Raw genomic sequence first — 25,657 nt, 5'->3', positions numbered from 1 at the left:
GAACCCACCATGAGTAAGTCATCCCTCCGGCGTGCCTGTGTGACCCTCGCCGCTGTCTCCTCCCTCGCTCTCGCCGCCACCGCCTGTGGTGGCACCACGAAGGACAACTCCGGCAGTGACAATTCGGCGGCGGCCACCTCCACCGCCAAGGCCGATCCGAACGCGGCGCTGAAGAAGGGCCTCACCGTCGGCTTTCTGCCCAAGCAGGTCAACAACCCCTACTTCACCTCCGCCGACAAGGGCGGCGAGAAGGCGCTCACCGAGCTGGGCTCCAAGTACAAGGAAGTCGGGCCCTCCAGCGCCACCGACACCTCCGGGCAGGTCTCCTACGTCAACACCCTCACCCAGCAGCAGGTCGACGCCATGGCCGTGTCCGCCCAGGACCCCGGCGCCCTGTGCACCGCGCTCAAGCAGGCCATGAGCAACGGGATCAAGGTCGTCACCTACGACTCCGACACCAACGCCGGCTGCCGCAACGCCTTCGTCTCGCAGGCCAGCGCCGAGGACCTCGGCCGTACCGAGGTGCAGCTGCTCGCCGAGCAGATCGGGTACAAGGGCGAGATCGCGATCCTGTCCGCCGCGCAGACCGCGACCAACCAGAACACCTGGATCGGGTTCATGAAGGAGGAGCTGAAGGACCCGAAGTACAAGAACGTCAAGCTGGTCAAGGTCGCCTACGGCAACGACGACGCCCAGCAGTCCTTCCAGCAGACCCAGGGCCTGCTCCAGCAGTACCCGGACCTCAAGGGGATCATCTCCCCGACCACCGTCGGCATCAAGGCGGCCGCCCAGTACCTGTCCGGCTCCAAGTACAAGGGCAAGGTCAAGCTGACCGGGCTCGGCACCCCCAACGACATGCGGCAGTACGTGAAGAACGGCACCGTCGACGCCTTCGAGCTGTGGGACCCGGCCAAGCTCGGCGACCTCGCCGCCCGCACCGCCGTCGCCCTGGCCTCCGGGCAGATCACCGGCAAGGAGGGCGAGACCTTCAAGGCCGGCTCCACCACGTACACCATCGGCAAGGACGGCGTGATCACCCTCGGCAAGCCGACCGTGTTCGACGCGAAGAACATCGGCCACTTCAACTTCTAGGACCCCAGGGGGCGTTGATGCAGCGCGTCTGTTTCCTCCTCAAGGTCCGGCAGGACCGCATCGCCGAGTACCGCGAACGCCATGCCGCCGTGTGGCCCCAGATGCGCGAGGCGCTCTCCGCCACCGGCTGGCACAACTACTCGCTCTTCCTGCGCGACGACGGCCTGCTCGTCGGCTATCTGGAGACCGAGGACTTCGAGGCCGCCCGCGCCGGCATGGCGGCCACCGAGGTCAACGCCCGCTGGCAGGCCGAGATGGGGCCGTTCTTCGAGTCCTCGGACGGCACCCGGCCCGACGAGGCGATGAAGCCGCTCACCGAAGTGTTCCACCTCGCCTGAACCGTCCCCTCGCCCAGGAGCCGCTCATGAGACGCCGTACCGTGCTCACCACCGCCATACTGGCCGGCGTGGCAACGCCGGGCATCGCACGGGCCGCCGACCCCGGCCCCTCCGTCACCAGGAAGAGCACCAGCCGACTCGACGCCCAGGCCGTCTACTTCGTCTCCTACGACGGCCTGGTCAACAACAACTCCTTCCAGAAGAACGGCCTGTTCACCTACCGGGGGTACCAGTACGCCGGCTGGTACACCTCGACCGGCGCCGCGGTGATCGGGCGCCGGGTGCTGGGCGGGTCGTCATGGGCGACCGTCACCCTCGCCCACCAGCTCAAGTCGAGCGACTCCCACAACGTCATCTCCATGGGCGTCTCCCAGGTCGACGGCCGCCTCCACATCAACATGGACTCCCACAGCGACGGCTTCTTCTACGTGAAGTCGGTCGCCGGGCTGCTGGACGACCCCGGTTCCACGGCGTGGACGTCGGCCGCCTTCGGGGCCGTACAGACATCGCTGGACGGGGTGTCGCCGACCTCGCAGTTCACCTACCCGCAGTTCGTCTCCACGCCCGAGGGGAGGCTTCAGCTGAGCTATCGGGTGGGGATCTCCGGGAACGGCCGCAACGCCCTCGCCGAGTACGACGGCTCGCGCTGGACCGTGCTGGGGGAGTGGACCGGGGCCGGCGGGACGTACACGAGCGCGCACGGCTCGTCGACCGCCCGGAACATGTATCTGCACGGCATCGACTACGACGTCGACGGGCGGCTGCACGCCTTCTTCACCTGGAGGGAGCAGAGCGGCGCCGTGATGTGCAACAGCGGCGGCATCACCAACCACGACACCGGCTACGTCTACTCCACCGACCGCGGCCGCACCTGGCGCAACGACGCCGGCGCCCTGGTCGCCACCACCGGCACCTCGGACACGGTCACCGTCACCGACCCGGGTCTCGTCGTCGACCCGCTCGACCCGGACCACTCCCTGATGAACCAGGAGAGCCAGTGGACCGACTCCGCCGGCCTTCCGCACGCGGTCATCAGCTACGTGCCCGGCCGGTTCGGCCAGTGCACCACGAACTATGTCGGCGACCGCACCGCCAACGGCCGTGCCTTCCACGTCCGCAAGAACTCCTCCGGCACCTGGCAGAAGACCGAGATCCCGGTACCCCTGAACTCCAGCCAGCGCACCAAGCTGGTCCTGGACAGGTACGACAACGCCTACGCGGTGTTCCCCTACGGCCGGATCGCCGGCGCGTCCAAGGCTTCCGGATACACCGACTGGGCCCTGCTGTACGACGGCGGCGGGCTGAACGCCTTCGGCGAGGTCGTGATCGACGAGACGCGGATCGGGGCGGACCACGTGCTGTCGTTCATGTACCAGGAGGCGTCGAGCGGTACGACCCCCTCGGCGCTCCATGTCGTCGACTTCGCCCTGCCCGGCTGACCCGGGCCGGTGTCCGAGGCATGTCGTAATGTGAAGCCCTTCCGGATGTGCCCTTCCGTGCTGTGAAGGTGCCGTCCACGGTTCCCTGGAGGTCTCTCCCGATGGCCCAGTCGGTGGGTATCAAGGACGTCGCCCGCGCCGCCGGAGTCTCGGTGGGCACGGTCTCCAACGTCATCAACCGCCCGGACACCGTCGCCGGCGAGACCCGGGCGCGGGTGCAGTCGGCGATCGACCGGCTCGGCTACGTCCGCAGCGAGTCCGCGCGTCAGCTGCGTGCGGGCCGCAGCCGGATCATGGGCCTGCTCGTCCTCGACATGGGCAACCCCTTCTTCGTGGACGTGGCCCGGGGCGCCGAGCGGGCGGCGCGGCAGGCCGGGGTCGGTGTGATGGTCTGCAACAGTGCCCAGAACGCCGGTGAGGAGGCCGACTACCTCGCGCTCTTCGCCGAACAGCGGGTGCGCGGCGTCCTGCTCACCCCGGCCGACGCCACCGGCCGCAACATCGAGACCTTCCGCCGGCACGGCATCCCCTTCGTGCTGGTCGACCGGGTCGCCGAGGGCACCACCGAGTGCTCGGTCAGCGTCGACGACGTGGCGGGCGGGGCCCTCGCGGTCCGTCACCTCGTGGACGCCGGGCACCGGTCCATCGCCTACGTCAGCGGACCGCCCGGGCTCAACCAGGTCCGCGACCGGCGCACCGGCGCCCTGAACGCCCTCGCCGAGGCGGGCCTCGGACCCGACGCGCTGCGCGAGCTGCCGACGGAGCGTCTCGACGTCGCGGCCGGACGGGACGCGGGGGCCCGGCTGCTCGGCCTCGCCGACCGGCCCACCGCCGTGTTCTGCGCCAACGACCTGCTCGCCCTCGGCGTCCTCCAGGCCATGTACGCGGCCGGGGTGGTCGTCCCGGACGACCTGGCGATCGTCGGCTACGACGACATCGAGTTCGCCGCCGCGGCCGCGGTACCGCTCACCTCCGTCCGCCAGCCGGCCGTCACCATGGGCGCCATGGCCGCCGACCTGCTCCTGGAGGAGACCGAGGAACGGGAGGGACAGGCGGCGCACGAGCACCGCCGGGTGGTGCTCCAGCCGGAACTGGTGGTGCGCCGCTCCAGCCTCGCCGCCCGCTGATCGGTTATTCAGTAACGATTTCATGATCCCGGGGGCGAAGGGGCCCCGGACGTGTGCTGAACTGGGTCGCGACCGTCAATCCGTCCCGGGAGAAACGTTGAGCCTCAGCTACCGCCAGCCCGGCGTCGTCCTCACCGACCGCCACTTCACCGTCCCGCTGGACCACGCGGACCCGGACGGCGAGACCATCGAGCTGTACGCCCGGGAGGCGGTCGCGAGCGACAAGGCGGACGACGAGCTGCCCTGGCTGCTCTATCTGCAGGGCGGTCCGGGATTCGGGGCGAATCGTTTCGTCGGACGGCAGGCCTGGCTCGACCGGGCCCTGCGGGAGTACCGCGTCCTGCTTCTCGACCAGCGCGGCACCGGCCGCTCCACCCCGGTCAACCGGCAGACGCTCCCGCTGCGCGGCGGCCCGGCCGCCCAGGCCGACCACCTGGCCCGCTTCCGCGCCGACTCGATCGTCCGGGACTGCGAGGCGATCCGCCCGCAGCTCACCGGCGGCGCCCCCTGGACCACCCTCGGCCAGAGCTTCGGCGGCTTCTGCACGGTGACGTACCTGTCGTTCTTCCCGGAAGGCCTCCGGACCTCGCTCATCACCGGCGGCCTGCCGTCCCTGGACGCGCACGCCGACGACGTCTACCGGGCCGCCTACCCGCGCATCGAACGCAAGGTCACCGCCCACTACGACCGCTACCCGATGGACGTCGAGCGGGTCCGGCGGATCGCCGAGCACCTCCTCGACCACCAGGTGGTCCTGCCGAACGGCTACCGGCTCACCGTCGAGGCCTTCCAGTCCCTCGGCCTGATGCTGGGCATGAGCGACGGCAGCCACCGCCTGCACTTCCTCCTGGAGGACGCCTTCGTCCGCACCCCGGCCGGCTCCGAACTCTCCGACGCCTTCCAGGAACAGGCCCAGGCCCTCCTGTCGTACGCGAGCAACCCGCTGTACGCCCTCGTCCACGAGCCGTCCTACGGCCAGGACACCCGCCCCACCGCCTGGGCGGCCGAGCGGGTGCGCGCCGAGTTCCCGCAGTTCGACGCGGCCAAGGCGGTCGCCGACGACGCCCCGGTGCTGTTCACCGGCGAGACGGTCCACCCCTGGATGTTCGAGACCGACCCGTCCCTGCGCCCGCTGCGCGAGACCGCCGAACTGCTCGCCGCCCGCACCGACTGGCAGCCGCTGTACGACCCGGCCCGGCTCGCCGCCAACGAGGTCCCGGTCGCCGCCGCCGTCTACCACGACGACATGTACGTCGACGCCGGGCACTCGCTGCGGACCGCCCGGGCCGTCCGGGGGCTGCGTACCTGGGTCACCGACGAGTTCGAGCACGACGGACTGCGCACCGGCGCCCCGCGGGTCCTGGACCGGCTCCTCGCACTCGCCCGCGACGAGGTCTGACACCCCGCGACGGAGAAAGCGGACAGGAGGTGTCCGCACCTCCTGGTAAGACAGTGCGCGGGGAGGACGCCCGGCCACCGCCGCGCGCCCCGGCCGACGAACGGGGAGACGGATGAACGACACGGAACTGCTGGCCCGCCGCTTCGAGGAGCACCGCGACCGGCTGCGCGCGGTGGCCTACCGGATGCTGGGCTCGCTCGCCGAGGCCGAGGACGCGGTCCAGGAGGCCTGGCTCAAGCTCGGACGCACCGACGCGGACGAGATCCGCAACCTCGGCGGCTGGCTGACCACGGTGGTCGGCCGGGTCTGCCTGGACATGCTGCGCTCCCGTACGGCCCGGCGCGAGCAGTCGATGGACGAGACGTTCGTCCCGGACCCGGTGGTCAGGCCGCTGTCCGGCGTCGACCCCGAACAGGAGGTGCTGGAGGCGGACTCGGTCGGTCTCGCCCTGCTGATCGTCCTGGAGACGCTGGAGCCCGCCGAGCGGCTGGCGTTCGTGCTGCACGACATGTTCGCGGTGCCCTTCGACGACATCGCGCCGATCGTGGAACGCGGTGCGGCGGCGACCCGCCAGCTGGCCAGCCGGGCCCGCCGCCGGGTGCAGGGCGCCACCCCGTCGGCCGACCCCGACCTCGGCCGGCAGCGCAAGGCGCTGGAAGCCTTCCTCGCCGCCTCCCGGGGCGGTGACTTCGAGGCGCTGGTCGCGGTGCTCCACCCCGATGTGGTGCTGCGCGTGGACTCGGGCGCGCTGGTGCGGGGCGCGGCCGCCTCCAAGGTGCTGCGCGGGGCCCGGTCGGTGGCCGAAGGGGCCTTCACCTTCCGGCAGTTCTCGGTCTGGTCGCGGCTCGTGCTCGTCAACGGCACGGTCGGCGTGGTCACCATGCCCGAGGGACGCCCGTTGTCGGTCTCGGCGGTCACCGTCGTGGACGGCCGCATCACCGAGATGTATATCCTCGCCGACCCCGAGCGGCTCGCACGCCTGGACCTGCCCGCCCTGGAGATGTGATCCACGTCCCACCCGGCGGCGCGATGTCACACTCGTCGCCGCCGGGCCCCTCCCAGATGGCAGAAGACCGCAGGAGAGGGGAAGACACGTGAAGCTCGTCGTATTCGGGGCGAACGGACCGACCGGACGGCAGGTCACCGCGCAGGCGATCGCCGAAGGCCACACGGTCACCGCCGTCACCCGCCACCCCGAGGAGTTCCCGCTCCGGGATCCGCGGCTTCGGGTGGCCGGCGCGGATGTGCTCGACCCCGGCGCGGTGGAACGCGCCGTGGCCGGGCAGGACGCGGTGATCTCGACGCTCGGGGTGCCCTACGGCCGAAAGCCCGTCAGCCTGTATTCCGAGGGCATCACCCGCGTCACCCAGGCCATGACGAAGCACGGCGTCCGGCGCCTGGTCTGTGTGAGTTCCACCGTGCTCTTCGGCGTCGCGGCACCCGGTGAGACCTTCCTCTTCCGGAAGGTGCTCGAACCCACCATCGCGCGCACCGTCGGGCGGACCGTGTACGAGGACATGCGGCGCATGGAGGAGATCGTGCGGGACGGCGATCACCGGTGGACCGTCGTCCGGCCCGCCGGTCTCTTCGACACGGACGCGGTCAGCTCCTACCGGGTCGCCACGTCGCGCCTGCCCGGCCGGTTCACCTCGCGCGCGGATCTGGGAAACGCACTGCTGCGCGAGGCGGTCGACGACCGTCATGTGCACGCCTTCGTCGACGTCCGCACCTCGGAAGGTGTTCCGGGCATCCTCGACGTCATCCGGAAAGAGGCGTTCGGGGGCAGGAAGTGAATCCGGATCCGACCGAGCCGCCCGAGGAGGCCACGCCCATGTCCCCAGACCGTTTCGTCCTGCTGGAGCCGGGTGCCGTCCGGCCGGGGCGGATCCCGCTGCCGCCCGCGTTCGCCGTCAAGGCGACCACCGACGACACCGACGGGCGTTTCTCGGTGCTGGAGGTGACCCTGGCCCAGGACATCCCGCGCCATGTCCACCGGCACGCGGACGAATGCGTGTACGTGCTGGACGGCGTCCTGGAGATCGAGTTCGACGACCGCGGGCACCGGGCGCCCAAGGGAACCTTCGCGCTGCTCCCACGAGGCGTCCCGCATGCCCTCCGCGGTGCTTCCGACCCGCCGCCCCGGGTCCTGCAGATCTCCTCGCCCGGCGGCTGGGAGAGGTATCTGGAGGACCTGGTCGAGGCGGGGCCCGCCGTCTTCACCGAGGGGCGGCTGGACCCCGTCAAGGTCAACCCCATCGCGGCCAAGTACCACATCGGCTACGAGGAACAGAGCTGAGCGCGTGGGACAGGAGGCCGGGAAGACAGGAGCGCGACCCATGACAGCCGAATCCGACGGGAGCCAGGCACCGGACGCAGCGACCCGGCTCTTCGTCGACCACCGCGAGCTGCTGTTCTCCGTCGTCTACAACATGCTCGGCAGCGTCGCCGACACCGAGGACGTGCTCCAGGAGACCTGGCTGTCCTGGTCCGGCAAGAACGGCCGGACGCCGTTGCGGGAGATCGGCAATCCGCGCGCCTATCTGGTCCGGATCGCGGTGAACCACGCGCTGGCCCGGCGGGCGGCCATCGCCTCCCGGCGGGAGACCTACGTCGGTCCCTGGCTGCCCGAGCCCCTGGTCACCGACGCCACCGCCGGCCCGGCCCCGGACACCGCCGACCACACGGTCCGCTCCGACACGGTCTCCATGGCGATGCTGGTGGTCCTGGAGACCCTCACCCCGCTGGAACGGGCGGTGTTCGTCCTCCACGAGGTGTTCGGCTATCCCCACACCGAGATCGCCGGCATGCTCGACCGCACCCCCGCCTCGGTACGTCAGCTCGCCCACCGGGCCCGTGCCCATGTGCACGCCCGCCGCCCCCGCTACCGCGCCCACCCCCGCGTCCGGCGGGAGGCGACCGAGCGGTTCGTCTCGGCCGCCCTGGGCGGCGACATCCACGCACTCATGGAGATCCTCGCCCCGGACGTGACGGTCTGGATCGACGGCGGAGGCGTACGGCAGGCGGCAGGGCTGCGCCCGGTCCAAGGCCGGGAGAAGGCCGCCCGCATGCTGGCCGGCTACGCCACCCGGCGCGCCGGGGACCTGGACGTGCACTACCGCCGGGTCAACGGCGACGACGCGGCGGTGCTGTTCACGGGTGACTCCCCGTACGCCGTGATGGTCATGGACCTCACGCCGGACGGCGACCAGGTCTCCGGCGTCTACGTCGTCACCAACCCGGCCAAGCTCACCCACGTACGACCGGACGAGGACCCGGTTCAGTAGCGCGCGGTGCTCTCCAGCAGGGGCGGATAGACCGGACTCGGCACCCCGTCGACCGTGGCGCCCGCGTACTTGAGCATCGCGCCGACCTGGCGGTTGATGGCGTGCGGGAAGTTGAGGGCGGGTGCCGAGACCTCGTTCAGGCGTGCCGTCTGCTCCGGCGTCAGGTGTACGTCGAGGGCGGCGACGTTCGTCTCCAGGTGGCCGAGCGTGCGCGGGCCGATCAGCGTGGAGGTGACGCCGGGGCGGTGCTGGACCCAGGACAGGGCCACGGCGGCGGGGCTCGCGCCGACCTCCTCGGCGACGGCGGCGAGCGCCTCGATCACGGTGAACTGGGCGTCGCCGGGCTGCCCGACGACCGCGGCCCGCCTGGTGTCGGCGGGTGCGGCCCGCCCCCTGCGGTACTTGCCGGACAGATAGCCGTTCTTGAGCGGGCTCCAGGGCAGCAGACCCATCCCCGCGTCCTGGGCGAGCGGGATCAGTTCACCCTCGATGGTGCGCTCCAGCAGCGAGTACTCCATCTGCAGCGCGGTCACCGGCGTCCAGCCGCGCAGCAGCGCCGTGGTGTGGGCCTTGGCCGTGAACCACGCCGGGGTGTCGGAGAAGCCGACGTACCGGATCTTGCCGGCCGTCACCAGGTCGTCCAGGGTGCGCAGGGTCTCCTCGACCGGGGTGGCCCAGTCGTGGTTGTGCAGCCAGTACAGGTCGATGTAGTCGGTGCGCAGCCGGCGCAGCGACTCCTCCAGCTGGCCGACGATCGCCTTGCGGCTCGCGCCGCCGCCGTTGGGGTCGCCGAGGTGGAGGTTGCCGAAGAACTTGGTGGCGAGGACCAGGCGGTCGCGCCGGCCGGGGCGGGCGGCGAGGAAGTCGCCGAGGATCGCCTCCGAGTGGCCGTTGGTGTAGAAGTTGGCGGTGTCGACGAAGTTGCCGCCGAGGTCGAGATAGGTCCCGAGGATCTTCTCCGACTCCTCGACGGAGCAGCCGAAGCCGCCGTCCTCACCGAAGTTCATCGCGCCGAGGCAGAAGGGGCTCACCTTGAGCCCGGAACGGCCGAGACCGACGTACGCGTCGAGTGCCATGAAATGCTCCGTGGATGCTGGGGTGGGGAATCCGACTCTTCGAGCAAACCAGCCTGAGCTGCGGGAACGTTAGAGCGATCGCACCGATGACTTGCACGATCCTGTCGAGTTTCCGGGGGAGGGCGTTGCGGGCCGGTTCCGGTCGGCGGGTGAATCGGCCGTGTCCTTCGACGAACTGCACGTCAGTACGCTGGGCGGATGCCAGAACACATATCCGAGCGGTCGCGGCTGCCAGGGCTGCGCGGGGACTGCGCCCGCTGCTTCGGCCTGTGCTGTGTCGCTCTGCCGTTCACCGCCTCGGCCGACTTCGCGGTCAGCAAGCCCGCCGGGAAGCCCTGCCGGAACCTCGGCGGCGACCACCGCTGCGGCATCCACACCGACCTGCGGCAGCGGGGGTTCACCGGCTGCACGGTCTACGACTGCTTCGGCGCCGGCCAGCGGGTCTCGCAGGGTACCTTCGGCGGGCAGGACTGGCGGACCGGGACGCCGGAGCACGCCCGCCGGATGTTCGACGCGTTCCCGGTCGTACGGCAGCTGCACGAGCTGCTCTGGTACCTCACCGAGGCGCTGGGCCTGCCCGCCGCCCGCTCGGTCCACGGCGAGTTGAGGCAACTGCTGGACGCCACCGGGGAACTCACCCTCGGCACGCCCGGGGAACTCGCCGCCCTGGACGTGGCCGCCCACCGGCAGCGGGTCGACGTGCTGCTGCTGCGCACCAGCGAGCTGGCTCGCGCGGGTGTGCGGGGCCGGGCGAAGGACCGCCGGGGCGCGGACCTGATGGGTGCCCGGCTCAGGGGCGCCCGCCTGCGCGGCGCGAGCCTGCGCGGGGCCTACCTGATCGCCGCCGACCTCACCGGGGCCGACCTGCGGGACACCGACCTGATCGGTGCCGACCTGCGCGACGCCGATCTCACCGGCGCGGACCTCACGGGCGCGTTCTTCCTGACCCAGCCGCAGGTCGACGCGGCCCGGGGGAGTGCCGGCACCCGGCTGCCGGCGTCAGTCACCCGCCCCGTGCACTGGACAGCCACCGCCCTCTGAGGCGGGCGCGTCGTCCGGCACGGTGACCGGCGCCGGGGCGGGCCGGCGCCGTTCCAGCCGCAGCCGCAGCCCGTCCGGCATCAGCGTCAGCCGCTCGGTGACCCGCAGCCGGTAGCCGGGGTCGGCCGTCAGGTCGTAGCGGCGCAGCAGCAGGCCGAGGACCAGGGTCGCCTCGTGCAGGGCGAACTGGCGGCCGATGCAGGCCCGGGCACCCGTGCCGAACGGTTTGAAGGTGTGCGGGGCCCGGCCGCGTGCCGCCTTCGCCTCGAAGCGGTCCGGGTCGAAGCTCTCGGCGTCCGGGCCCCACACCTCGGGGTCCCGGTGCAGCATCGGGGTCAGGACCAGGGCCCAGGCGCCCCGGCGCATCGGATGGTCCCCGGCGAGCACGGTGTCCTTGCGGGCCTCGCGGGCGAAGGCGGGAGCGGTGGGCCACAGCCGCAGCGACTCGTCGAGGACCCGGCGGACGTAACGGAGCTTGGCGACCTGGTCGTAGTCCGGTGCGGGCGTGTCGCCCCAGACGCGGTCGACCTCGGCGGCGGCCCTGGCGGCGATCTCCGGGTGCAGGGCGAGGTAGTGCAGGGCGAAGGAGAGTGCGCCCGAGGTGGTCTCGTGGCCGGCCACCAGGAAGGTGATCACCTGCCGCCGTACGTTCTCGGCGGAGAGCCGCTCCCCGGTCTCCGGGTGGGCCGTCTCCAGCATCCGGTCAAGGAGGTCGCCGTCCCCGCGGCCCGTCTCGCGGCGCTCGGCGACCAGGTCGTCGACCGTGCGGTTGAGGTGGTCGATGTCGGCCGCGTTGCGCCGCGCGGCCTGCCGCAGCAGCAGCGGGGCCAGCGGCGAGGGCACGCTGTTGAGGCGCTGGGCGTAGGTGAGGGTGCCGATCATTGCGGTCACGAAGGGGTGCGGCCGCTCCCGTTCGAACGAGCCGAAGTCGTGCCCGAAGCCGGTGCGGGCGATCGTCTCCAGGGTCAGCTTGGTCATGTCCCCCGGCACGTCGACCCAGCGGCCGGCCGCCAGCTCCCGGTCCCAGTGGCCGGTCAGCCGGCCGGCCACCGACAGCATCATCGCGTGATAGCCCTCCATGGCCTCCCGGCTGAAACCCGGGGCCAGGACGTCGTGCGCCAGCTGCCAGTTCGGCTCGTGGTTGTACGCCGTGAACAGGCCGTCCCCGGCCACCGGGCGCAGGTTGGCGACCCCCAGGCCCACGTGTTTGGCGAACCGCGACTCGTCGGCCATGTCGGCGGCCGGTTCGGCGCCCCACACGAAGACGAACTCGTTGCCGAACGCCTTGCGCCGGAAGATCGGGCCCAGCTGCCCGGCGATGCGCATCGAGTCCTGGAGCGGGGTGCGCCGGTCGACCCCCAGGACGTCGCCGAGCAGCGGTAGCCGGTGCGGCGGGTGCGGTATTCGGTGCAGCTCGGGCCAGCCCTGCTCGGCTCCCCGGAACCCCTTCGGAAGCGGGCCGTCCGCCCCCGTCGCCGTCTGCGTGGCCGTCTCCGCCATGGCGCGATCTCCCTCGAAGCTGGGGCAGGTTGAGCTAGTTGTACGTGGGTTCAATAGGCGGTTTCAGTCTCATCCCGTTGTTGAACCCACGTCAAGTAAAGTGCGGGCATGGTCGCCAACCAGGGTGAGCGCAGCCGCCGCAGGCTCAGCACCGCGGAACGACGTGAGCAGCTCCTCTCGGTCGGGGCCAGGCTCTTCTCCGAGAGCCCGTACGGCGACGTGTGGATCGAGCAGGTCGCCGAGATCGCGGGCGTCTCCCGGGGCCTGCTGTACCACTATTTTCCGACGAAGCGTGATTTCTTCGCGGCGGTGGTGGAGCGGGAGAGTGAACGGATGCTGCGGATGACCGCGGCCGAGCCCGGCGTGCCCGCCCGGGAGCAGCTCACCGCGGGCCTCGACGTCTACCTCGACTACGTCCACACCCACGCACACGGTTTCCGCGCCTTCCATCGCGCCGAGGCCTCCGGCGACCAGGCCGTGCGCCGTGTCTACCGGCAGGCCCAGGCGGCCCAGGAGCGCCAGATCCTGGCCGCCCTCGCCGCCGACCCCGAGTTCGGCCCCGCCCTGGAGCTGCGCCCCGACACCCGGCTGGCGGTGCGCGGCTGGCTCGCCTTCACCACGCATGTCTGCCTGGAATGGCTGCGCACCGAGGAGTTGACGCGGGAGCAGGTGCGGGACCTGTGTGCGCGGGCGCTGCTGGGTGTCATCTCCTGAGCGCCGCGGCCCCTTGCGGCGCCCTGTTCTTCACGTCGTTCTTTCCGTCCGCCACGCACTCCGTGCTTGGCGTACTCCCCGATCTTCGCTAAGTTAGGTGAGGCTTACCTAAGGAGGTTTCAGGATGGGTGACGAACAGGAAGCCTGGGCGGCCGGCCCCGGCGCGGCCGAGCAGGCCCGGTCACTGCTGGCCACGGCTTGGTCGTGCAGGGTGACCGCGGACGGCGGGCGCGAGGAGTTCGTCGGCGCGCACGCCGTCGCCGACGACGGCCGGGTGCTGCTGCACGTGCCGGAGGACAGCGCCCTGCTCGCGGCCGCGATCTGCGCCCCGCGCGGCGAGCCGTCCGCGGTGCTGGAGTTCGCGGACGTCGCGCCGGTCCCGGTGCGCAACCGGATCCGGGCCCGGCTGTGGATGGCCGGCTGGTTCGTGCCCTCCGACGAGCACCTCGTCTTCCAGCCCACCCGTGTGGTGCTGCGCCGGCCCTCCGGCGCGGTCGTCGTCGACCTCGACGAGTTCGCCGCCGCGCACCCCGACCCGCTGGCCGGCGCCGAGGCCACACTCCTCACCCACCTCGCCGACGCCCACCCGGACGCCGTCGAACGGCTCACCAGGCTCGTCGAGCCCGAGAGCCTGCACGCCGCGACCCGTGTCCAGCCGCTCGCCGTGGACCGGCACGGACTGACCCTGCGCATCGAACGCACCCGCGCCCACGGCGACGTACGGCTGGCCTTCCACGCGCCCGCCGACGACGTCGCCCAGCTCACCGAGCGCATGCACGTCCTGCTGGCCCAGGCCAGTGCCGCCGCCTCCTGCCCGCGGACGCTACAGCGGCAGCGCGCAGACGGCGACGGGTGACGCGAACGGCTTGCCCGCGAGCCGGAGTTCACCGCTGCGCGTATCGACGGTGAAGACGCTCACGGTGCCGGACCGCTGGTCGGCCGCGAACAGCAGCCGGCCGTCCGGCGAGAACGCGATCTGCCGGGGGAAGTCCCCTTCCACCGGCACCGTGTCCAGCAGCCGCAGCCTGGCCCCGCCGGCCTCGACCGCGTACCGCGCGAGCGTGTTGTCGCCCCGGTTGGCCAGGTAGGCGTACGCGCCGTCGGCGGTGACCAGGATCTGGGCCGGATAGTTGGTGGTGCCCGGCCTGCTGCCGGTGGACTGGGGTGCACCGATCGAGAGCCGGCCGCCGGCCGGGTCGTAGCCGCACACCGCGATCGTGTTGTCCACCTCGTTGGCCAGGTACGCGTACCGTCCGCCCGGATGGAAGGTCAGATGGCGCGGGCCGGCCCCCGGCCTGGTGTGCGCCTGGGCGGCCTCGGTGAGCCTGCCCTTCGCGAGGTCCAGGCGGTAGCTGTAGACGGTGTCGGTGCCCAGGTCGACGGCGAGGACATGGCCGCCGTCCGGGCTGGTGATGAACTGGTGGGCGTGCGGGCCCTGTTGGCCGGGGCCGGGCGCCGGGCTGGAGTGCGTGACCTGGTCCGTGCGCTCGCCCAGGGCGCCCGTGGCGTCGATCGGATGGACGGCCACACTGCCCGAGGTGTAGTTGGCGCTCAGCAGCCAGCGGCCGCCCGGGTGCACCGAGAGATGGCAGGGGCCCGCCCCGCCCGTGCTCCGGCTGCCGAGGATCGTCCGGTCCGCCAGGCGGACGGCGGTCACCGCGCCGTCCGTGCGCTCGTTCACCGCGTACAGCGTCCGGCCGTCCGGATGGACGGCCAGATACGACGGGTCGGCGACGTCGGCGATCGTGCCGGTGCCGGTGATCCGGCCGCTGTCGGGGGCATAGGTGGCGAGGCCGATGCCGGTGCCGCCGCCGTCCACGGAGGTGTAGGTGCCGAGGTAGAGCGGGCGCGGCCCGGCGGGTGACGCCGTCGGGGACTCGGGCGTCGGACGTGGTGCCGGATGTGGTGCCGGGCGGGTCTCCTCGGGTGGTGCCGCCGGTGCCGGGACCGCCACCACCGCCGCCGCGCCCGCCAGCGCGCCGACGAACCGGCGCCTGCTCCAGCCGCCGCGCGTCGCTTCCGTACCACTGCCCATGCCCGCACCTCAGGTCGTCGGTCGCCCCGGTCGTCACAGCAACCTTGGCGCGGGCCCCTGGGTAAAGGCAAGACAGGCAACGGTCGTTGCATGTCTTGCAACGGCTGTCACCAGTCGCCGTCCTCCACCGGCGTGCCCGGTGTGTCCTTCAGGGGGATCACCTGCCCCTGGGACGGCTGCTTCCAGGGCTCCAGATCGTCGCCGAGCCAGTCGCCGACCGGTTTGACCGCAGCCAGGGCGTCCGTGGGGGCGAGATCCTCGCCGTCCTGGTCGTAGTAGTCGTACCAGGGCAGCCCGGCGCGGGTGTACGCCGCCCGGTCCACCGGCGACGGCGGGGGCGCCTCACCCGTGATGCGGCGCCACTCCGGCGGCGTGACCAGGTGCACGAAGACCCGCCCGGCAGGGCTGTCGGCCCAGTCCCGTGGCGGCCGGTCGTCCTGGTAGACCTCCTGGCGCATCGAGCCGCCGACCCCGAGACCCATCCCGGCCGAGCGGGCGCGCGGGGCGGCGGCGGGCGCGGGTGCGGCGGGCGCCGAGGCCATCATCGGCAGTGCCGCGCCGTAGCCGCCGAGCGGCCCCGGCGCGGGCGTCCGCTCCCGCCGCAGCCGCTCCTGGCGCCGCCACTCGGCGAGGGGCTCCTCCTTGAGCGTGAAGGACTGGAGCTGCACTCCGCCCCACACCTCCTCGCCGGTGACCTGCCCCTCCACCGTGGCGCCGAGACCGAGCGGCACCGCCACGAACTGGCGGACCGTGCCCTTCCCGGAATTGATGCCGTCCAGCCAGGGCTGCCGGGGCAGCACCAGGTAGTTCTGCGGGTCCCGGGACAGCCGGTCGCTCCACGGCTCGCCGGAGACCGCGCACACCTTGCCGACACCGACCTGGAGGGCGGCCGGCTCCACCGTGCCCGCGAAGCTCAGCCACATCGCCTCGCGCAGATACACCGGCAGCATCACCCCGCCACGCGCCCGCCACCCGGCCGGGACGGTGTCCGGATAGTCGCTCACCCGCCGGACCGGGAACTCGCCGAGCCCCGGCGGCAGCGGATGCGTCCCCGTCTCCGGCAGCCGCAGCGTGCGCACGAAACGCACCGCCACCCCGCCCGGCAGCCGCAGTGTGTTCCCGTCGATCCGTACCGCCGTGTCCGTCACCGGTGTGCCCCCTTCTCCGTCCCGGACTGAGAACGCCCCGCACCATCCGTCCGGTTCCGCTGCAGTCGCTCCGGTACGCCGATCCGCTCCCGCAGCCAGGTCAGCCGGGGTCGCCTGGCGCGCTGCTCGCCGGAGACGCGGTCCAGCTCCTCCAGGAGCCGGCGGGTGCGGTGCTCGGTGTCCATCTCGTCGAGGAGCCGGTTGACCTCGGTCAGGACGGCACCCAGCAACTGCCAGTTCCGGTCGTCGCTGCGGACCTCGTCCCGGAGCAGCTCGGCGAGCTTGTCGCGGGTGCCGGTCGCGGTGTGCAGCTCGGCGGAGAGCCGGGCCTCGGCCGACTCGGCGCTCTCGCTGATGCTGGTCGTCACCAGCACCGCGAAGCTCACCACGGCGTCGGCGATCTGGGACAGCAGCTGCTCCACGGCCGCCCCCGTGTCCGACGCGAAGAGCGCCTCGGGTTCGCGGACCTTGGCCAGGTCGGTGAAGGTGCGAGCCAGTACCCGCAGCACGACCGTGCAGATCTCCAGGGTGTCCAGACCGGTGCGCAGCACCACCCGGTGCAGCAGGCCCTCCTTCACCCGCGGATTGAGCCGCAGGCTGTCCTCGGCCTGCCGCAGCGCCGCGTCCACCTCGACGATGGCGTGGTCGAGCCGGCGGGCCTCGTGCAGCCGCTCGGCCGCCTGCCGCCAGGGCGTCAGCCCCGACGCCTCCTCGCCCATCCGCAGCATCAACTGCCGCAGCCGGCGGGCCAGGCCCTCGATCGACTCCCCGGCCTCGTCCACCCACACGGGGGGAGGCAGCAGCAGATTGCAGGCCATCCCGACGACTGCGCCGATCAGCGTCTCCACGATCCGCGCCCACGCCGTGCTGCTGATGGTGGTGACCCCGAGCACCAGCATGGCGCTGATCGCCACCTCGGGCACGTACTCGTCGACGCGCACCAGACGCCCCACCGCCAGCGAGGCCACGATCAGCAGCGCCAGGCTCCACCAGGTCAGCCCCACCAGCTGGCTGAAGGCGATGGCGACCAGCACGCCGGCCACCACCGAGTTGACCCGGCGGAAACCGTTGGTGAGGGTCGCGTACAGGGTCACCTGCACGACCAGGAGCGCGGTCAGCGGGGCGGTGAGCGGTGCCGGTTCCGGGCTCAGCCGGAGCGCGACGACGTAGGCGATCGTGGCCGCGGCGGCCGACCGCAGCGTCTGGACGACCACCGGGTCCCGATGGCGCCGCAGCAGTTGCGGCAGACCCCTGGCCCACTCCCGTACGTCTTGCATCCCTTGGCCTGTTCCCGCTCGTGGGTCACGTCGAACGTATTTTCCGCGGATCACTCGCGCGCCGGTGCTGGGATGACCAGGGTGGACTACGGAGGGTTTCCGAGCGCCCTGCCCCGGCACCCGCAACCGAACGCCAGGCCGACGCGTCTCCTGCTCCCGAGGTGTCGAACGGACGTGTGGGACGGAAGGGTTGGGACGTTGAACTTCGGCGCGGTGCTGTGCACGGTGGTGGGCCTCGGGCTTTTCGGGTTCGCGGTGCGGGAGAGCGCGGTGGTACGGCGGTTGCGCCGGCACGGGCTGCGCACCTGGGGGGTCGTGGTGGACAACGTGCGCACCAATGACAGCGACGGCCCGAAGTGGATCCCCGTCATCGCCTTCACGGACCGCTCCGGCTACCGGGTGGAGTTCTCGCCACGCATGCACGGCTCCGGCATGGGCCTGGCCACGGGACGCGAGGTGGAGGTGGTCTACCTGGCGGCGAACCCCCAGACCGCCCGCGTCCGCATGTGGCGCCACGTCGTGGGCCCACTGGTGTTCCTGATCTTCGGCGGGGCCGTCTTCCTGGGCGTGGGGGTGTTCATCGCCCTCACGAGCTGACGCCCGGCGCCCGTCTCGGCGCCCCGGAAGGTACGGATACGGCCTGCTCCGCCGGCTCGGGTGGCCAGGTGCCGGGGCTCAGTACGCCCAAGGCGTAGGCGCGGGCGACCAGTTCGGTGCGGTTGGCCGCGGACCAGCGGGCCGACAGGCGGCGCAGGTGGTAGGTGACGCCGTCCTTGGTGAGGCCCAGGTCGCGGGCGGCCTGGGCCGTGCTGGCGCCCCTGGCCAGCAGCGCCAGCACCCGCCCCTCGACCGGGGTGACCTTCGCCGGCTCCGCCGCGGGCGCCTCGCGCTCGCCGTCCATCCGCAACATCACCAGCAGCGAGGGCGTCTCGCCCACGGCCTCGCTGACCGGGTCCGCCGTCAGCTCCCCGTACCGCTCGGCCCCGCCGGGCGCCCGCCACCGTACCGACACCTGGTAGCGCGAGCGGTGCCGCAGCCGCAGCGCCTCGGCGATCCGCTCCACCTGCGCCTCCTCCTGCGGGCGGAACAGCTCCAGCACCTCGCGGCCGCGCAGCCGTCCCGGGGTCGTACCGCACTCGGCGGCCATCGCCGGATTGGCCACCAGCACCAGCCCGTACACATCGCACACCGCGACCGGCACCGCCACCCGGTCGAAGAGCGTCAGGGCACGGTTGCGCCACACCACACCGTCGAGCCGGTCCGCCGCCATGCCCACCTCCGCTCCTCCGTCCTCCATCCAAGGCGACCACGCAGGTCAGAGGCAACTTGACGGCACGGCGCAAGAGCCGGCGCGCACTTTCGACTGCACGATCGTGTAGTGCGGCGGCGCCGTGCCACATCCCCGGAGGACCACGCTTGATCGCAGGACTTCCTTCCCGCGAAAGGCAGTTGTCGCGCCATGCCCCCCACCGCGCCGCACCCCCACCCCACAGACACGCTGTACAGCGTCCCCGTCGTCGACATCACCGCCACCGGACCCGGCCGCACCCCGATCCAGCAGGTCATGAACCTGATGCGGGAACACGGCCCGGTCCTCGTGCGGCGGCTGCACGGACGGGACACCCTGTTCGTCGCCGACGCCGACCTGGTGGCCGACCTCGCCGACGAGCAGCGGTTCGCCAAGCACGTCGGGCCCGCCCTGGAGAACGTCCGGGCCTTCGCCGCCGACGGACTGTTCACCGCGTACAACGACGAGCCCAACTGGGCCAAGGCGCACGACATCCTCATGCCCGCCTTCGCCCTCGGCTCGATGCGCACCTACCACCCGGTGATGTTCAAGGTCGCCCGCCGGCTCATCGAGTCCTGGGACCGGACCGCACGGGACGGCAGGCCGGTCGACGTCCCGGACGACATGACCCGGATGACGCTCGACACCATCGGCCTGGCCGGCTTCGGCTACGACTTCGGCTCCTTCGAGCGCACCGACCCCCACCCCTTCGTCGAGTCCATGGTCCGCTGCCTGGAGTGGAGCATGACCCGCCTGGCCCGCAGGCCCGGCACCGACCACTCGGCGGCCGACGCGGCCTTCCGCGACGACGCCGACTACCTCGCCCAGGTCGTCGACGACGTCATCGCCTCCCGCGCCGGCACCGACCAGAGCGCGGCCGAGGACCTCCTCGGCCTGATGCTCTCCGCCCGGCACCCGGACGACGGCACCACCCTGGACCCGGCCAACATCCGCAACCAGGTCATCACCTTCCTGATCGCAGGCCACGAGACCACCTCCGGCGCGATGTCCTTCGCCCTGTACTACCTGGCCAAGCACCCGACCGCGCTGCACCTGGTCCAGCGCGAGGTGGACGCCCTGTGGGGCGACACACCCGACCCGGAGCCGACGTACGACGAGGTCGGCCGCCTGACGTACACCCGGCAGGTGCTCAACGAGGCACTGCGGCTGTGGCCCACCGCGGCCGCGTTCGGCCGGCACGCCCTCGACGACACCCTGCTCGGCGGGCGGATCCCGCTGCGGGCCGGCCAGTCCGTCACCGTGCTCGCCCCGATGCTGCACCGCCAGCCGGTCTGGGGCGACAACCCCGAGCTGTTCGACCCCTCCCGGTTCACCCCGCAGGCCGAGGCGGCCCGCCCGGTGCATGCCTTCAAGCCCTTCGGCACCGGCGAACGCGCCTGCATCGGACGGCAGTTCGCCCTGCACGAGGCGACCATGCTGCTGGCCATGCTGGTGCACCGCTACCGGCCGCACGATCACGCGGACTACCCGCTCTCCGTCAAGGAGACCCTCACCCTCAAGCCCGAGGGCTTCACCCTGACCCTCACTCCGCGCACCCCCGCCGACCGCGTCCACCAGCCGCTCCCGGGGGCCGCGCCGGCGGTCGTCCACGACCCGCACGAGACGGCCGCGCTCCCGGCCCGGGTCCGCACCGGCACCGGCGCCCTCCTCCTGCACGGCAGCAACTACGGCACCTGCCGCGACTTCGCCGCCCAGCTCGCCGACGAGGCGACCGGCCTCGGCTGCGACGCCGAGGTGGCCGCCCTGGACGCCTACGCCGGCGGGCTGCCCACCGACCGGCCCGTCGTCATCACCGCCGCCTCCTACAACGGCCGCCCCACCGACGACGCGACCGCCTTCGCCGCCTGGCTCGACGGCGACCCCGACCTCACCGGGGTGACCTACGCCGTACTCGGCGTCGGCGACCGCAACTGGGCCGCCACCTACCAGCACTTCCCGACCCGTATCGACGCCCGCCTCGCCGCACTCGGTGCCACCCGCCTCACCGACCGGACCGCCGCCGACGCCTCCGGCGACCTGACCGGCACCGTCCGCGCGTTCACCGCCCGGCTGCGCACCGCGCTCCTCGACCACTACGGCGACCCGGACGCCACCCCGGCCGGACCGGAACCCACCGCCGCCTACGAGGTCCGCGCCCTGACCGGAGGCCCCCTGGACGCGCTCGCCGAGCGCCACGGACTCGTCCCCATGACGGTCACCGAGGCCCACGACCTCACCGCCCCCGGCCACCCCCGCACCAAGCGGTTCCTGCGCGTCGCCCTGCCCGACGGCCTCACCTACCGCACCGCCGACCACCTGACCGTGCTGCCCGCCAACGCCCCGGAGCTCGTCACCCGCGCGGCCACCGCCCTCGGCGTCGACCTCGACACCGTCCTCGACATCCGCGCCACCCGCCCGCGCCGCGACGGCCTCGCGGTCGACCGCCCGCTGACGGTCCGCCAACTCCTCACCCACCACGTCGAGTTGCAGGAGCGCCCGAACGCCCACCAGCTGTCCCTCCTCTCCGACGCCAACCCCTGCCCGCCGGAGAAGGCCGCGCTCGCCGCGCTGGGCGACGACCCGCGCACCCTCGTCGAGATCGTCGAGGACCACCCGGCGCTGCGCGGCGCCCTCGACTGGCCCCGACTGCTCGACCTCCTCACCCCGCTGAAGCCGCGCCATTACTCGATCTCCTCGTCGCCCGCCACCGACCCCCGCCACGCCGACCTGATGATCTCCCTCCTGGAGGCCCCCGCCCGGTCCGGAAAGGGCACCTACCGGGGTACCGGCTCCGGCCATCTCGCGACACTGCGCCCCGGCGACACGCTGTACGCCCGCGTCCAGCCCTGCCGGGAGGCCTTCCGGGTCGACGCCGGCGCACCGGTCGTCATGATCGCCGCGGGCACGGGCCTGGCCCCCTTCCGGGGCGCCGTCGCCGACCGCACGGCCGCGCTCGCGGCGGGCGCCGAACTTCCGCCCGCCCTCTGCTACTTCGGCTGCGACGCCGCCGACGCCGACTTCCTGCACGCCGAGGAGCTCCGCGGCGCCGAGAGCGCCGGTGCCGTGTCGCTGCGCCCGGCCTTCAGCACGGCGGGCACCTTCGTCCAGCACCGCGTCGCCGCCGAGGCCGAGGAGATCTGGGCCCTGCTGGCCGCGGGTGCCCGGGTGTACGTCTGCGGGGACGGCAGCAGGATGGCGCCGGGCGTCCGGGAGGCGTTCCGCACCCTGTACCGGGAGCGGACGACCGGCGGGAACGCCGAGGAATGGCTGGACTCCCTGGTGTCGGAAGGCCGTTATGTGGAGGATGTATACGCGGCCAACTGATCGACGCCCTCGCCCGGAGCGCCCCGTGCGGGGCGCTCCCCGTCCTCGCAGGTTCTCGCGGTACCCTTCACTCACAGCGTGAACTAAGGGTTGGGAAAATATCGCTTCCCGCTGCCCGAAGGAGTATGTTGCAGGTCGGGCAGGGTTTGTGAAGGGAGCCACATGGCGGGGCGGAACGGGCGCACGGTACGCGACCTCAGGAGGGCCAACCGCACGGCCGTGCTCCAGCGGCTCTATTTCGACGGCCCCCTCAGCCGCTTCGAGCTGGGCCCGGCCACCGGCCTGAGCTCCGGCTCGGTGAGCAACGTGGTCGCCGACCTGGTCGCCGACGGCCTGGTCGAGGAGGCCGGCAGCGTCGACTCCGACGGCGGCCGCCCCCGCACCCTGCTGCGCGTCGCCCCGCACAGCGGCCACATGATCGGCGTCGACGTCGGCGAGACCCGGGTCCGGGTCGAGCTGTTCGACCTCACGCTCACCGAACTCGCCCGCGTCGAGCGGCCGCTGGAGCAGCAGGGCTACGACGTCGAAGTGATCGTCGGCCACATCCGGGACGGCATCGCGGAGGTCCTCGCCACCGAGGGGGCCTCGCCGGAGCTGCTGCTCGGCGTCGGTGTCGGGGTCCCCGGCATCGTCGAGCACACCGCCGACCGCGGTGCCCTGGTGCACGGCCAGACCATCGGCTGGGACGCTGTCCCGCTGGAGGAGCTGCTCCGCACCGGCTGCCAACTCCCGGAATCCGTGCGGTACTTCATCGACAACGGCGCCAAGACCCTGGGCCAGGCCGAGATGTGGTTCGGCGCCGGGCGCGGCGCGGACAACGCGGTCGTGGTGCTGTTCGGCTCCGGCGTCGGCGCCTGCCTGGTCACCGCCGAGGTGGAGCACGGCCGGGCCGTCGAGTGGGGCCATCTGACGGTACGGGTGCGGGGCCGCCGCTGCCGCTGCGGCGCGCTCGGCTGCCTGGAGGCGTACGCCGGCGCCGAGTCGCTGCTGGCCCGCTGGCGGGAGGAGGGCGGCCGGCCGGCCGAGGGCACCGACGAGGAGACCGCGCTCACCGCGATGCTCGCCGCCGCCTACCCGCCCGAGGGCACCGAGCCCGATCCGGTCGCGCTCGCCGTCCTGGAGGAGACCGCCGAGTACCTGGGCGCCGGGCTCTCCGACCTGATCAACCTCTTCCAGCCCGAGCGGATCCTGATCGGCGGCTGGGCCGGCCTCCAGCTGGGCGCCCGCTTCCTGCCCGCCGTACGGCGGTACGCGACCACGTACGCGCTGCGCCACCCCGCCGAGCAGGTCACCATCGACCTCGGCCGGCTCGGGCCGGACGCGGTCACCGTCGGGGCCGCGATCCTGCCCCTCGCGGACTTCTTCAGCCGGGGCGGGCGCCGCGCTGAACCGGCGACCGAGGACCGTCTGCCCGCCTGGCGCACGGCACTGGAGGAGCGGAGCCCGCGCTGAGCCACCCCGGTTTCACGGCTCCCGGGCGAGGTACTCGCGTACCACTCGGACCGATGTGACGTGAGAAGGGAGCATGCCGTGGGTGACCAGCAGGGCGACGGGCCCGTACCCCGGGACATGCAGGACCAGCAGGCCCGGCCCGACGGCCGGGATCCATGGGACGCGGCCGAGGGCAGTCACCCGGACGCCCACGACGACGCCGACCTCCCCGACACCGACGAGGCCGGGACAGGACTCCGGGGTGCACCGCGCCCGGGGGTGGTGAACCCCGAGGAGCCACTGCCGGACGAACCGTCGGCCTGAGCGGTCGTGCTCAGACGAACGCGTTCACGCCCGTCAGCTCGGCCGAGAGGTCCCAGAGGCGGGCGGCCTGGTCAGGGTCGATCGCCCAGTCCTTGACGCCGGTCGGCTCGCCCTCCACGGCGGGCTCGGCGATGTCGCAGTCCTCCAGGTACACCCCGCCCATGTCCGCGAGCTGCGGGGAGGTGGCCGCCCAGGTCTGGGTGGCCGCACCCTGCGGGGGCGTCTTGAAGCCCTGCGGGTTCAGCACGTTGCCCTGCTCGTCGATCCAGCCGCGTTCGCGCATCTCCTCGCGGGGGATGTGCCGCTGGAGCGGGGTCATGATGCCGCCGGGGTGCAGGGCGAAGGCGCGCACGCCGGAGTCCTGGCCGAGCCGGTCGAGGTGGACGGCGAACAGCACGTTCGCGGTCTTGGCCTGGCCGTACGCCTGCCACTTGTCGTAGTCGTGCCGCCACTGGACGTCGTCCCAGCGCATCCCGGCGAAGTGGTGGGCGCGCGAGGAGACCGACACGACCCGTGCGCCGCCCGGTTCGAGGGCCGGCCAGAGCCGGTTGACCAGCGCGAAGTGCCCGAGGTGGTTGGTGGCGAACTGGGCCTCCCAGCCGGGCCCGACCCGGGTCTCGGGACAGGCCATGATGCCCGCGTTGTCGATCACGAAGTCGACGGTCCGGCCGGAGGCCAGGAACCGTTCGGCGAAGCCGCGCACGCTGTCCAGGTCGCCGAGGTCCAGCTCGTCCACCTCGACCCGGTCCAGGCCGGCCAGCGCCTCCCGGGCGGCCTCGGCGCGGCGTGCGGGGACGACGACGTGGGCGCCCGCCTCGGTCAGCGCCCTGGTGGTCTCCAGGCCGAGCCCGGAGTAGCCGCCGGTGACGATCGCGAGCCGGCCGTCGAGGTGGAGGCCCGCCAGGACGTCGTCGGCCGTGCTGTCCGCGCCGAATCCGGAACCGATCTTGTGCTGAGGAGTCGTAGTGCTCATGACTCGAACGCTACGAATTGGAGTGCGCTCGAAGTCAAGCCGAGATCCCGGGGCTCGCGAACCGCCCCCGAACAGCGGAAAGCCCCGGCCGCGACGGGGGATTCGCAGCCGGGGCGGCCAGGTGGTGGGCGCGGACGGCGGTCGCCTCTCGGCGAAAGGCTCCACAGGGCTTCAGCCGAACGATCGTCCCTGTGGGCAAAAGGTGAGGCCCGGGGACACTGTCCCATCCGCACCCACGATTGCTTCAACGGACAACCACCCCGGACTGTTCCGATCCCGCAAGTGATGCGCGTCACCCGGCCCTGGTCCAGGCCGGTAACCGCTGCACGGGACAGCCCGGTGGACCGGCGCCAGGGACCGTTCCGCAGGAAGGCGAGCCGGTCCAGCGCCTCGACGGTTCCATGGCCACCTCCACCGTCAGGGTGACTCAGGCAAGTCACTTCCGCCCGGGGAGATCTACCCTCGATTGCATGACCGAGATAGCGAGCCCGTTCATCTCCCAGCCGCGGATCCTGGTGCTCGGGGTCATGACCGGCAAGCCGGGCACCCCGCCCTTCCGTATCGTGGAGATCGACGGTGAGGTGGTCGGTGAGGCGAGGGACATCACCGAGGTGCTGGCGGTCGCCGCGACCCACGGGATCACGGTCCACGACCTGGACGACCCGGCCGTGGTCTGCTGGGTGGGCGGGGACAAGTTCACCTGGATACCCCGCCACTAGGGCCTGTTCTTTGGATCATGCCGCAGACGCGGGGTCTGGCACGCACTTCCCGAGAGGGGCGACGGCCCCAGGGGCGTTGTAGTCACTCGGGGGCACCCCCGGCCTTCGGCCGGGGGTGCCCCCACCTC

Annotated in this window: 24 protein-coding genes; 17 read left to right on the top strand and 7 right to left on the bottom strand. The window is 72.3% G+C overall.

Features of this window, described 5'->3' with window-relative positions; genetic code table 11:
* Positions 1-9 precede the first annotated feature (9 nt).
* From rhaS to sigJ (ACFWXC_RS43510), 9 genes are all read left to right on the top strand, one after another.
* Positions 10-1,092: a rhamnose ABC transporter substrate-binding protein gene (rhaS, locus tag ACFWXC_RS43550; protein WP_384488138.1), complete on the top strand. Its 1,083-nt coding sequence runs from the start codon at positions 10-12 to the stop codon at positions 1,090-1,092.
* A 17-nt stretch (positions 1,093-1,109) separates the two neighbouring features.
* The gene (locus ACFWXC_RS43545; RefSeq protein ID WP_384488136.1) at positions 1,110-1,430 is read left to right on the top strand and encodes an L-rhamnose mutarotase; all 321 of its coding nucleotides are present in this window, start codon (positions 1,110-1,112) and stop codon (positions 1,428-1,430) included.
* Positions 1,431-1,456: 26 nt separating this feature from the next.
* Positions 1,457-2,869 carry a BNR repeat-containing protein gene (locus ACFWXC_RS43540; RefSeq protein ID WP_384488134.1) on the top strand — a complete coding sequence of 471 codons (1,413 nt, stop codon included), beginning with the start codon at positions 1,457-1,459 and terminating at the stop codon, positions 2,867-2,869.
* Between the two features lie 101 nt (positions 2,870-2,970).
* Positions 2,971-3,996: a LacI family DNA-binding transcriptional regulator gene (locus ACFWXC_RS43535; protein ID WP_360493814.1), complete on the top strand. Its 1,026-nt coding sequence runs from the start codon at positions 2,971-2,973 to the stop codon at positions 3,994-3,996.
* Between the two features lie 97 nt (positions 3,997-4,093).
* Positions 4,094-5,395, top strand: a complete 1,302-nt coding sequence (locus ACFWXC_RS43530) for an alpha/beta fold hydrolase (protein ID WP_384488131.1) — start codon at positions 4,094-4,096, stop codon at positions 5,393-5,395.
* A 112-nt stretch (positions 5,396-5,507) separates the two neighbouring features.
* Positions 5,508-6,401 (top strand): RNA polymerase sigma factor SigJ, encoded by an 894-nt coding sequence (gene sigJ, locus ACFWXC_RS43525; protein ID WP_384488129.1) that lies wholly within the window; start codon positions 5,508-5,510, stop codon positions 6,399-6,401.
* An 88-nt stretch (positions 6,402-6,489) separates the two neighbouring features.
* The gene (locus ACFWXC_RS43520) at positions 6,490-7,188 is read left to right on the top strand and encodes an NAD(P)-dependent oxidoreductase (RefSeq protein WP_384488127.1); all 699 of its coding nucleotides are present in this window, start codon (positions 6,490-6,492) and stop codon (positions 7,186-7,188) included.
* Between the two features lie 38 nt (positions 7,189-7,226).
* Positions 7,227-7,691 (top strand): cupin domain-containing protein, encoded by a 465-nt coding sequence (locus ACFWXC_RS43515; protein WP_384488125.1) that lies wholly within the window; start codon positions 7,227-7,229, stop codon positions 7,689-7,691.
* 40 nt (positions 7,692-7,731) lie between these two features.
* Entirely contained in the window at positions 7,732-8,679 is a 948-nt protein-coding gene (gene sigJ / locus ACFWXC_RS43510; protein ID WP_384488123.1) for an RNA polymerase sigma factor SigJ, read from the top strand.
* Here the strand turns inward: sigJ (ACFWXC_RS43510) and ACFWXC_RS43505 are convergent.
* Positions 8,673-9,755: an aldo/keto reductase gene (locus ACFWXC_RS43505; protein ID WP_384488121.1), complete on the bottom strand. Its 1,083-nt coding sequence runs from the start codon at positions 9,753-9,755 to the stop codon at positions 8,673-8,675. The two genes, sigJ (ACFWXC_RS43510) and ACFWXC_RS43505, sit on opposite strands and share 7 nt — an antisense overlap.
* 198 nt (positions 9,756-9,953) lie before the next feature.
* Between ACFWXC_RS43505 and ACFWXC_RS43500 the strand changes: the two genes are divergently transcribed.
* Positions 9,954-10,796 (top strand): pentapeptide repeat-containing protein, encoded by an 843-nt coding sequence (locus ACFWXC_RS43500; protein WP_384488119.1) that lies wholly within the window; start codon positions 9,954-9,956, stop codon positions 10,794-10,796.
* Here ACFWXC_RS43500 and ACFWXC_RS43495 read toward each other — a convergent pair.
* Positions 10,755-12,296, bottom strand: coding sequence for a cytochrome P450 (locus ACFWXC_RS43495; RefSeq protein WP_384488117.1), 1,542 nt, complete (start codon positions 12,294-12,296; stop codon positions 10,755-10,757). The genes ACFWXC_RS43500 and ACFWXC_RS43495 overlap by 42 nt on opposite strands.
* 108 nt (positions 12,297-12,404) lie before the next feature.
* On the opposite strand from ACFWXC_RS43495, the gene ACFWXC_RS43490 reads away from it, so the two are divergent.
* Both ACFWXC_RS43490 and ACFWXC_RS43485 read left to right on the top strand, forming a co-directional pair.
* Positions 12,405-13,010 (top strand): TetR/AcrR family transcriptional regulator, encoded by a 606-nt coding sequence (locus tag ACFWXC_RS43490; protein ID WP_351703896.1) that lies wholly within the window; start codon positions 12,405-12,407, stop codon positions 13,008-13,010.
* 124 nt (positions 13,011-13,134) lie between these two features.
* Positions 13,135-13,866 (top strand): DUF2470 domain-containing protein, encoded by a 732-nt coding sequence (locus ACFWXC_RS43485; protein ID WP_384488114.1) that lies wholly within the window; start codon positions 13,135-13,137, stop codon positions 13,864-13,866.
* On the opposite strand, the gene ACFWXC_RS43480 is transcribed toward ACFWXC_RS43485, so the two are convergent.
* From ACFWXC_RS43480 to ACFWXC_RS43470, 3 genes are all read right to left on the bottom strand, one after another.
* Positions 13,834-15,045: a lactonase family protein gene (locus ACFWXC_RS43480; protein WP_384488112.1), complete on the bottom strand. Its 1,212-nt coding sequence runs from the start codon at positions 15,043-15,045 to the stop codon at positions 13,834-13,836. The genes ACFWXC_RS43485 and ACFWXC_RS43480 overlap by 33 nt on opposite strands.
* Before the next feature lie 107 nt (positions 15,046-15,152).
* Positions 15,153-16,193, bottom strand: coding sequence for a hypothetical protein (locus ACFWXC_RS43475; RefSeq protein ID WP_384488110.1), 1,041 nt, complete (start codon positions 16,191-16,193; stop codon positions 15,153-15,155).
* A complete protein-coding gene (locus tag ACFWXC_RS43470; RefSeq protein WP_384488108.1) occupies positions 16,190-17,470 on the bottom strand; it encodes an FUSC family protein in 1,281 nt (426 codons plus the stop codon). Before ACFWXC_RS43470 ends, ACFWXC_RS43475 begins: the two co-directional genes overlap by 4 nt.
* A 198-nt stretch (positions 17,471-17,668) precedes the next feature.
* On the opposite strand from ACFWXC_RS43470, the gene ACFWXC_RS43465 reads away from it, so the two are divergent.
* A complete protein-coding gene (locus tag ACFWXC_RS43465; RefSeq protein WP_384488106.1) occupies positions 17,669-18,067 on the top strand; it encodes a DUF3592 domain-containing protein in 399 nt (132 codons plus the stop codon).
* Here ACFWXC_RS43465 and ACFWXC_RS43460 read toward each other — a convergent pair.
* Entirely contained in the window at positions 18,057-18,767 is a 711-nt protein-coding gene (locus ACFWXC_RS43460; RefSeq protein ID WP_384488104.1) for a helix-turn-helix transcriptional regulator, read from the bottom strand. The two genes, ACFWXC_RS43465 and ACFWXC_RS43460, sit on opposite strands and share 11 nt — an antisense overlap.
* Before the next feature lie 162 nt (positions 18,768-18,929).
* Between ACFWXC_RS43460 and ACFWXC_RS43455 the strand changes: the two genes are divergently transcribed.
* From ACFWXC_RS43455 to ACFWXC_RS43445, 3 genes are all read left to right on the top strand, one after another.
* Positions 18,930-22,082, top strand: a complete 3,153-nt coding sequence (locus ACFWXC_RS43455) for a bifunctional cytochrome P450/NADPH--P450 reductase (RefSeq protein ID WP_384488102.1) — start codon at positions 18,930-18,932, stop codon at positions 22,080-22,082.
* 162 nt (positions 22,083-22,244) lie between these two features.
* Positions 22,245-23,534, top strand: a complete 1,290-nt coding sequence (locus ACFWXC_RS43450; RefSeq protein WP_384488100.1) for an ROK family protein — start codon at positions 22,245-22,247, stop codon at positions 23,532-23,534.
* Between the two features lie 78 nt (positions 23,535-23,612).
* A complete protein-coding gene (locus tag ACFWXC_RS43445) occupies positions 23,613-23,837 on the top strand; it encodes a hypothetical protein (protein ID WP_384488098.1) in 225 nt (74 codons plus the stop codon).
* Between the two features lie 10 nt (positions 23,838-23,847).
* Here ACFWXC_RS43445 and ACFWXC_RS43440 read toward each other — a convergent pair whose 3' ends face one another.
* Positions 23,848-24,810: an SDR family NAD(P)-dependent oxidoreductase gene (locus tag ACFWXC_RS43440; protein ID WP_384488096.1), complete on the bottom strand. Its 963-nt coding sequence runs from the start codon at positions 24,808-24,810 to the stop codon at positions 23,848-23,850.
* A 470-nt stretch (positions 24,811-25,280) separates the two neighbouring features.
* On the opposite strand from ACFWXC_RS43440, the gene ACFWXC_RS43435 reads away from it, so the two are divergent.
* The gene (locus tag ACFWXC_RS43435; RefSeq protein ID WP_351703860.1) at positions 25,281-25,529 is read left to right on the top strand and encodes a hypothetical protein; all 249 of its coding nucleotides are present in this window, start codon (positions 25,281-25,283) and stop codon (positions 25,527-25,529) included.
* Positions 25,530-25,657: the final 128 nt, after the last annotated feature.

Origin of the sequence: Streptomyces sp. NPDC058683 (assembly GCF_042716195.1) — a bacterium.
GTDB lineage: Bacteria > Actinomycetota > Actinomycetes > Streptomycetales > Streptomycetaceae > Streptomyces.
Note: the sequence above shows the minus strand (reverse complement) of the source record. Positions and strands in the feature narration are given on the sequence as shown.

Excerpts from the sequence above, each read along its gene's own strand:
- ACFWXC_RS43495 (WP_384488117.1), bottom strand. The coding sequence starts at position 12,296 with ATGGCGGAGACGGCCACGCAGACGGCGACGGGGGCGGACGGCCCGCTT.
- ACFWXC_RS43485 (WP_384488114.1), top strand. The coding sequence starts at position 13,135 with ATGGGTGACGAACAGGAAGCCTGGGCGGCCGGCCCCGGCGCGGCCGAG.
- ACFWXC_RS43515 (WP_384488125.1), top strand. The coding sequence starts at position 7,227 with ATGTCCCCAGACCGTTTCGTCCTGCTGGAGCCGGGTGCCGTCCGGCCG.
- ACFWXC_RS43460 (WP_384488104.1), bottom strand. The coding sequence starts at position 18,767 with ATGGAGGACGGAGGAGCGGAGGTGGGCATGGCGGCGGACCGGCTCGAC.
- ACFWXC_RS43435 (WP_351703860.1), top strand. The coding sequence starts at position 25,281 with ATGACCGAGATAGCGAGCCCGTTCATCTCCCAGCCGCGGATCCTGGTG.
- sigJ (WP_384488123.1), top strand. The coding sequence starts at position 7,732 with ATGACAGCCGAATCCGACGGGAGCCAGGCACCGGACGCAGCGACCCGG.
- ACFWXC_RS43470 (WP_384488108.1), bottom strand. The coding sequence starts at position 17,470 with ATGCAAGACGTACGGGAGTGGGCCAGGGGTCTGCCGCAACTGCTGCGG.
- ACFWXC_RS43545 (WP_384488136.1), top strand. The coding sequence starts at position 1,110 with ATGCAGCGCGTCTGTTTCCTCCTCAAGGTCCGGCAGGACCGCATCGCC.
- ACFWXC_RS43505 (WP_384488121.1), bottom strand. The coding sequence starts at position 9,755 with ATGGCACTCGACGCGTACGTCGGTCTCGGCCGTTCCGGGCTCAAGGTG.
- ACFWXC_RS43500 (WP_384488119.1), top strand. The coding sequence starts at position 9,954 with ATGCCAGAACACATATCCGAGCGGTCGCGGCTGCCAGGGCTGCGCGGG.
- rhaS (WP_384488138.1), top strand. The coding sequence starts at position 10 with ATGAGTAAGTCATCCCTCCGGCGTGCCTGTGTGACCCTCGCCGCTGTC.
- ACFWXC_RS43490 (WP_351703896.1), top strand. The coding sequence starts at position 12,405 with ATGGTCGCCAACCAGGGTGAGCGCAGCCGCCGCAGGCTCAGCACCGCG.
- sigJ (WP_384488129.1), top strand. The coding sequence starts at position 5,508 with ATGAACGACACGGAACTGCTGGCCCGCCGCTTCGAGGAGCACCGCGAC.
- ACFWXC_RS43440 (WP_384488096.1), bottom strand. The coding sequence starts at position 24,810 with ATGAGCACTACGACTCCTCAGCACAAGATCGGTTCCGGATTCGGCGCG.
- ACFWXC_RS43540 (WP_384488134.1), top strand. The coding sequence starts at position 1,457 with ATGAGACGCCGTACCGTGCTCACCACCGCCATACTGGCCGGCGTGGCA.
- ACFWXC_RS43455 (WP_384488102.1), top strand. The coding sequence starts at position 18,930 with ATGCCCCCCACCGCGCCGCACCCCCACCCCACAGACACGCTGTACAGC.
- ACFWXC_RS43450 (WP_384488100.1), top strand. The coding sequence starts at position 22,245 with ATGGCGGGGCGGAACGGGCGCACGGTACGCGACCTCAGGAGGGCCAAC.
- ACFWXC_RS43535 (WP_360493814.1), top strand. The coding sequence starts at position 2,971 with ATGGCCCAGTCGGTGGGTATCAAGGACGTCGCCCGCGCCGCCGGAGTC.
- ACFWXC_RS43480 (WP_384488112.1), bottom strand. The coding sequence starts at position 15,045 with ATGGGCAGTGGTACGGAAGCGACGCGCGGCGGCTGGAGCAGGCGCCGG.